General features: G+C 60.7%; 5 protein-coding genes and 1 pseudogene. 2 read left to right on the top strand and 4 right to left on the bottom strand.

Going from position 1 to position 6091, the window contains the following annotated elements:
* Window positions 1–76: 76 nt before the first annotated feature.
* Window positions 77–286 (bottom strand): annotated as a pseudogene (locus AC070A_RS31335) (DUF763 domain-containing protein); the annotation flags it as partial.
* A 252-nt stretch (window positions 287–538) separates the two neighbouring features.
* Here AC070A_RS31335 and AC070A_RS31330 point away from each other — a divergent pair.
* Window positions 539–853 carry a hypothetical protein gene (locus tag AC070A_RS31330; protein WP_492384345.1) on the top strand — a complete coding sequence of 105 codons (315 nt, stop codon included), beginning with the start codon at window positions 539–541 and terminating at the stop codon, window positions 851–853.
* Window positions 854–1532: 679 nt separating this feature from the next.
* Here AC070A_RS31330 and AC070A_RS31325 read toward each other — a convergent pair.
* From AC070A_RS31325 to AC070A_RS31315, 3 genes are all read right to left on the bottom strand, one after another.
* Window positions 1533–3140 (bottom strand): copper resistance CopC/CopD family protein, encoded by a 1608-nt coding sequence (locus AC070A_RS31325; protein ID WP_492384346.1) that lies wholly within the window; start codon window positions 3138–3140, stop codon window positions 1533–1535.
* Window positions 3141–3184: 44 nt separating this feature from the next.
* Entirely contained in the window at window positions 3185–3715 is a 531-nt protein-coding gene (locus AC070A_RS31320; RefSeq protein WP_492384347.1) for a YcnI family copper-binding membrane protein, read from the bottom strand.
* 295 nt (window positions 3716–4010) lie between these two features.
* Window positions 4011–4397: a DUF2946 family protein gene (locus AC070A_RS31315; protein ID WP_492384348.1), complete on the bottom strand. Its 387-nt coding sequence runs from the start codon at window positions 4395–4397 to the stop codon at window positions 4011–4013.
* Window positions 4398–4714: 317 nt separating this feature from the next.
* Here AC070A_RS31315 and AC070A_RS31310 point away from each other — a divergent pair, with 317 nt between their 5' ends.
* A complete protein-coding gene (locus tag AC070A_RS31310; protein WP_112946454.1) occupies window positions 4715–6058 on the top strand; it encodes an extracellular solute-binding protein in 1344 nt (447 codons plus the stop codon).
* Window positions 6059–6091: the final 33 nt, after the last annotated feature.

Here is a 6091-nt window from a genome sequence, read left to right as displayed (position 1 = left end):
GATATCAGTCCCCGCGCGAGTTCATCAGCTCGCAATCTCAAATCTGAGCATGTCCGGTCTTTTGGGGGCAACTCCAGCCGGAAGAGTGCCAGTCCATACCCATGACGCATCCGAAAGACTGAAACCAGAACGGATGCGCCAGCCGCCGAAGAAACTCGTCGCGACCATATTCGATGACGATCGCCTGGGTGATGATTGCGCCAAGTTTCGTCATGCGCTCGCCAAGCCACCGGGGAACCCGGCCACCGTGAAGCGGAAGATCTGCACTGCCTGCTCTCTGGACCATCCGGCTCTTATACACCGGCAGATGGTGCAGTCACACAGGAAAGTTCTCTAAACGTTCTCATTTGCGCCGGCAGTCGGCGAGACCACGGTCGCAAGCCGAATGGTCATGACGAGACCTTGCCCCCATGAAGGTTCGACTTCGCCAGCTTGAGTAAAACCTCAGCGCCACGACCTACACTACCTTTGCGCTTAAGATAGGGTTCAGCAATCGGCGATATGCTCCGCACCAAATGGCATTTGAACAGGTTGCAGAATGAGTGAGTTTCAAAACAGAGCTGTTCGATTGATGGTTGCCTCCTTAGGCGATGCTTCGACCAGCGATATCTCCGTGCGTCGCACGAACGTTCTGACGACTGCGCTGGAACTCTATGTTGCCTTGGGGGGATCGCACGAGCAGCTTGAGACCGCCATCGCGAAAAAGGAAAGCGACGCGCCGAGACGTATTGATCTGGTAATCGGCGATCTGATGATGGAGATGGCAACCATAAGCCACATTCACGACATCGACGTCATGCAGGCAGCGCACAATGCTCTCGACAGCGGCTTCCGTGAAACGACTTCCGCCTGAACTCCGCCCCTCCCGGCGGGTTTCTCGTTGCTTTGCGCCTTACGATCTCAGTGCCTTCGATTGTCGCTTGAGTAGCCAACCATTCCCTTGGGAGGCAGAAATCCTCGACTTCCCGCTTCTCCGGCACCGCGTAGCAATGGTCAGTTAGAAGCGGGCGGCCAGGAAATTCAATTGGACGTTCAGCCAATACCGGGCCTGTCTGGTCGCGGATTGAACCTCATGCCCAAACTCCTGGGTGTAGCGGCCTTCACACATCGTCGTGTCGACCACCCACAATCCGCCCGCGTAAATCGCCATCAGCAGGAAACCGCGCATGGCGGAGCAGAATGAACATTCGATGTTTCTAAATTATTAACGTGGGACGTGATCTGCGATTTATGTCGAGCGGACCGCCTCCGGTCGGCTACCGCCCACGCCCGCGTCCAAAAAAAGAGCCTCCACCAACCAAGCAGAGGCCCAGAGTCAGGTGCTTGCGATTGGCCGCTGCAGCGGGGACTGCGACGTCGGCGCAACCGCAATCGGAAAAGGCTGACAGAGGCTTCATCCGAAGGCAATGAACCTAAACGGACTATTGGATAACCAGCCGGGGCTAGACGGAACACCTCCAGGGCAGTAGCGATCGAACGCCCACAGGGCGATCCGCTGGCGTGCGCGCGAGATTGTGCGGCGGCCTCCGCGCTCACGGCCCAATGATGATTTGATCGCTCAGCGTTACCTTCTCGAAGTCATTGATCAGAACATCGGCACGTACCTGCCAGGTGCCCGCCAGCGGTATGTTCACGCGCTCGATCCGCCAATCTGCGTCGCCGCTCCGCGCTGCCGCACGTTTGAACGGCTCGATGCCGGAATCAGGCTTGGATAGGACGAGCGTCACCTCCTTGGCGGCAAGCGGTTCGACTTCGCCCGTGGCGAGGTTGATCGATACGTCGACCTCGCCCACCCGTCCGGGCAAGACCTCAACGAGGGCCATCGCCTTGTCCGTGTGGATGTGAACGCTTGCAGGCTGAGCCGCCAGAGCTAAGAGCGCGCGCGACGGCGGCGTGAAGCGCCAGCAAGAAACGGCGCCGATGATGAGGACGACGATCAGTGTTTCCGCGGCGATCGAGCGGACCAGCCGCTTCGCCGAAGCCCGATCGCCAGCCATTACCGGTTCCGTCAGGCGCCAGCGATTTGCAAGCGCCAACAGAAACAGTCCGACCAGCAACGCCATCTTGACCATGAGCACCTGGCCATAGGCGGTTTCCAGCAGCGCTTGTGGCTTCTCCACCTGCACGATGGCCAAGATGAAACCCGCCACGATAAGAACAACGAGCACGTAAGGGATGGACGCCGAGAACCGGCCGAGCGCCTGAAGGGCCATCGGGTCCTTGCGCCGCAACGCGAGGCCCAGGGGAGCCAGCGCTCCAACCCAGAGACTGATCGTTGCGACGTGCAGGAAGACTGCCGGGCGCATCAGCCATTGCGGCTCGGCTGTCGATGCATGGCCGCTCAGCGACAAGGCGACGGATGACGCGATCAGCGCGGCGAGAGATGACAGTCGAGCAGACCGACCCTTCGCCCGGGAGGCGATGGCGGCCACACAAAAGGCAGCGAAGGCGGCAATGGCCGTCCCGCCGAAGCTCGTTGCCATCGCCGTGGACCAAACGACCGGCTCGACAATTTGCGTCACGGAAACGCCCAGTGCATCGAGCCCCTGAAAACCCACAGCGGCAAGTGCGCCGATAAGCCCTATACCGAGCGCTGCTGCGACGACTTTGCACCCTGATCGCGAGCCAAAGAGCAGCCTGTGGCGCGAAAACACACCGCCGACGCCGATGAACAGCCCCACGTAAAGCGCGAGCTTCGATAGGAGGAGACCGGCGCGCACGGCCCAGTCGATCTCGTCTTCGTTCATGAACGGAGCGGTGCTGGCCGCGCCAACCGAAAAGACGACCGATCCACCGATCGGATGCCCGTCGGCAGAGGTCACGCGCCAGCTGAGCACATGTGTGCCGTGCCCAAGATCGGATGGCGCCGCGATCACGACCACTCGATCCTTCAGGTCGAACCGCTCGAGCGGGATCGCTGTTCCATCCGGTCTGACGAGCTTTAAGGACAACGGCGAAACCGGCTCGCTGAAGGTCAGCACGTAGACCGATGGCGCGGTGCCGACGACCGCGCCATCCTGCGGTTCACTTGTATTGAGCGATGCGTGGGCGAAAGCCGCGGCGGCCTGCATGAGGATCCCGCAGAGCGCGATCACCATCAGCCTCGCAAGACGAGTGAAGCTCGATGATACCTGCATCATGCGTGATCTCCGGTCACTTGGCCCTCGCCCCCACGTTGCGCTGCTCAGTGCCCGCTTTTCTTTTCAAGCAGCTTGATGCCGGGCGCCGGATTTTCGAGATCGTCACTCGACTTGCCTTCTGCCGGGACCTCGATCCAACGCTCGGTCGCGCCATCAGGGCACTCCTGCACCAGCGGCACGTAGAGTGTCTTGCCGACTGGCAGGCCGTCGGTCAGAAACGCGCGGAAGACAAACTCCTCATATTCGTCGTCGGCCAGGCTGCCGCCCTTCCAGACGACCTCCTTCACGCCCTCCTTCATCGGCGTGCCGAAGTAGTCATAGGACTTCTCGTAGGCTCCCTTGACCTTCTCCAGCGTCCAGCCCGGCTTCGGCATCGGCTTTGCGGCGATCATGCCTTCCGGGATCTGAACGCGCAGAGCGATGGTCGGCTTGCCCTCGCATCCATGCGGGACGCGGATGACGGCCTTGTAGGACGCGCCGACATGCGCCTCCGTTGTTTCGAGCGTGGAGTGGGCAAAAGCTGCCGTGGTGCTTATCGCGATGAAGGCAGCGGTGGTGATGAGTTTCGACAACATATGGCTATTCCTTTGAGGTTATTGGGCTTGTGTTGGGTCGCGGGAAATCCCCCGCGGCTGTCAGGGATTGGATGCAGTGATCCGGAAAACGTTGCCGACATTCTTGGTCGGTGGCGGGCAGCGATCGCACAAGACGGTCAGTGCACGGGTCCCCGTTGGCTCAAGAGCGGCCTGCAGTCAGGCTTGGAGCACACGAAAGGGACGTCGGGAGGCGTCGTAGATCGTCGCGATGGGGCCGGCGGACGCCATGGGAGGATATCCCTCCCCCGACATAGGCTGGAGCGAACGCAACCGATCAGGCGAGCAGCCGAGGGGGCGCGCGAGGATAGCCGAGGCGATGTTCGCCCGTCGGCAACGGCTCTGCCGCGGACCAAAACGTGTGCACCGCTGAGGCGACTTGGTGGTTAAGACCGTCGCCAGGCTGCGGAGCAGCGGCCAGGACCTGCGAGGACACGCAACATCCAAGAAGGCAGCAATCGGCAGCCTTGCCATGGCCGCCGTCGTGATTGCCGTCGTGATTGCCGTTGCTGGCGTGATCCGCGCTGATGCACAGTGCATTGCCGAAAGCGTCGAGTTGCGAGAAGGCAGGCATCGAGCTGAAGGCAAATGCGCCGGAAACCGATTGCAGCACGAACAGGCAGGCAGCGATGAACGCCAGTCCCCAACCGTTGCGTCGCCTCACCACAATCAAGCTCCTTCTACGCTGTCTCCGAGAATGTCCGGAGCCGACGCATAGCTAGCCGGTACGCCCGCCCCCTTCCTTGCTCCACAGCAAGCATCCGCGTGAAGGGACAGTCGAGCGCCGCTATTCTTCGGGCTCCCCGGCAAGAACAGACCTGCCGCAACCAGGGAGCGCGCCGCCGCCTGACAGCGTAATCAAACTTTCATTTTTCCATCATGCAGATTGGCACGGACTGTCACATTCAACTGTTAGCAAGCGCCCGGCTTCATTCGTGCCACCGAACCTGGTGTCCGCCAATCTGCAAGGAGCGTTTTGCAATGAGAGTCTCCGTCACTACGTCCGTATTCATCGGCCTGATGGCAAGCGTCGCGTTTGGCGCGTCGGCGGCTGCAGCCGAAAAGACGAAGTTCGAATTCTGGTACGGCCTTTCGGGTGACCTTGGCGAACGTGTCCAGGATGCCTGCAAGAAGTTCAACGACAGCCAGTCCGAGTTCGAGATCGTCTGCACCTCTCAAAACGGATACGACACGACCCTGCAGAACACGATTGCCGCCTACCGCGCCAAGAAGCAGCCGGCAATCACCCAGATCTATGATGCCGGCACCCTGGACATGATGCTGTCGGGCGCCTTCGTGCCCGCCAAGAAGCTGATGGCCGACAACGGCTACACCATCGACTGGAACAACTATTTCGGCGGCATCGCCAACTATTACGCCACGGCAAAAGGCGAGCTGAATTCCTTCCCGTTCAACTCCTCGACGGCCATGTTCTATTACAACGTCGACGCGTTCCAGAAGGCCGGCATCGACTTCAAGCCGGACACCTGGGAACAGGTCGAGGAAGCAGCCCGTAAGCTGAAGGCCGCCGGCTACGAATGCCCGCTCGCCTTCAATTTCGACACCTGGCCGCTGATGGAGCAGTTCTCGGCCATCCACAACCAGCCGCTCGCCACCAAGGCCAACGGTTACAACGGGTTGGACGCCGAGCTTGTCGTCAACAAGACCAAGTTCGTCGATCACGTGAAGTTCTTCAAGAAGATGGCCGACGAGAAGCTCTTCGTGGTCAAGACCAAGCAACTCGGCATGGACATCGTCCCCGCCTTCACGTCCCAGACCTGCCAGATGATACAGACCTCGATCGCCGACCACGGCACGATCGGCAAGACCCTTCCCGAAGGTGTGAAGTGGGAAGTCGCCATGTTGCCCGTATGGAAGGGCACGGAGCGGCAGAACTCGCTCGTCGGCGGCGCATCGCTCTGGGTGCTCGCCGGTCGTCCGGAGGCGGAATACAAGGGCGCGGCCGCCTTCCTCAACTACCTTGCGACGCCGGAAATGGCCGAGTGGTGGTCAACGGTGACGGGTTACATCCCGGTGACCAAGACCGGTTTCGACGCCATGAAGGCCAACGGGTTCTACGACAAGGCACCCTACAAGGGGCGTGAACTCGCCATCCAGAGCCTGTCCTTCACCCCGACCTCTGAAAACACCCGCGGCATCCGCCTCGGCGGCTTCACGCAGATCCGCAAGGAGTTCGCGACCGCCCTCGAAGCGATCTTCATGCAAAACGCAGACGTCCAGGCTGAGCTCGACAAGACGGTTGAACGCGGCAACGCCGTTCTGCGTCGCTTCGAGAAGACCTACGCCGGACAGACCCTGAACTAACATCTGATCCGCCCGGAGCCTGCCGCAACATCG

The sequence above is a fragment of the Ensifer sp. GW101-20A05 genome (assembly GCF_059424735.1).
Note: the sequence above shows the minus strand (reverse complement) of the source record. Positions and strands in the feature narration are given on the sequence as shown.